The organism is Polaromonas sp. P3_C2 (assembly GCF_056402675.1).
This window is the reverse complement of the sequence record NZ_JBFUGX010001112.1, coordinates 1-828: the sequence shown is the minus strand read 5'-3', so window position 1 is coordinate 828 and position 828 is coordinate 1. Positions and strand designations below refer to the sequence as shown.

Genomic DNA, 828 nt, shown 5'->3' with positions numbered 1-828 from the left:
TTTCGGGGGCGACGTCTTTGGCGCCCTTGGTGGCCATGAAGGCGCTGAGCTGTTCGCGCAGCGGGCCGTAGCCTTCGGTGGCGCCGTATTGCAGCGTGCCGCCGGGTTCTTCGTTCAGGGCCTTGTTGCTGGCCTCCTGGATGCCGGCCACGTCGAACATGGCGGGGTCCGGAAAACCGCCGGCAAAGCTGACGATGCCGGGCTTGCCCAGCAGTTTGAAAAGTTCGCGGATGGCGGAGGTTTCAACGTTGTTGAGGCGGTCGGCAAATTGCAATGGCATGGGGGTCTCGCTTTCTGTTTTGTATTGTCGCCAATTTGCGCGCAGGTTTCCTGCGGCTTGGGCCGCCGGTTGCCTTGCGGCCGCCGGGAAGTTGACAGAGTATTAATCTAGAGTAATACTCTAGTCATGAGTTCTGCCACACCCCCTGCCGCTGCCGCCCTCTCTACCCGGGACCGCCTGCTGGACGCCGCCACCAAGGTGTTCCTGGCGCATGGCTTCACGGCCGCGTCGATGGACATGGTGCGCCAGGAGGCGGGCGTGAGCAACGGCAGCCTGTACCACCACTTTCCCACCAAGGCACAGCTGGCCGATGCGCTGTATGCGCACACGCTGCGCGATTTCCATGCGGCGCTGATGCAGCCCATCAGCGGCAAGGCCTCGGCCCAGGCCGGCGTCAAGGGCCTGATGCGCGCGTACATCCAGTGGGTGCTGCAACACCCTGACCAGGCACGGCTGCTGCACACGCTGCGGCGCGGCGGTGACATGGCAGGCGGCGCCGAGATCGACGCGGCCAATGAGCAGGCCTTTGCCACGCTGAAGGCCTGGGT

1 protein-coding gene and 1 pseudogene are annotated in these 828 nt (G+C 64.6%); one reads left to right on the top strand and one right to left on the bottom strand.

What is annotated here, in order from left to right:
* A pseudogene (locus tag AC1DWI_RS24980) lies at positions 1–274 on the bottom strand (PLP-dependent aminotransferase family protein); the annotation flags it as partial.
* Between the two features lie 132 nt (positions 275–406).
* Between AC1DWI_RS24980 and AC1DWI_RS24975 the strand changes: the two are divergent.
* On the top strand, positions 407–828 hold a 422-nt coding region (locus AC1DWI_RS24975; protein WP_477726159.1), incomplete at its 3' end, for a TetR/AcrR family transcriptional regulator.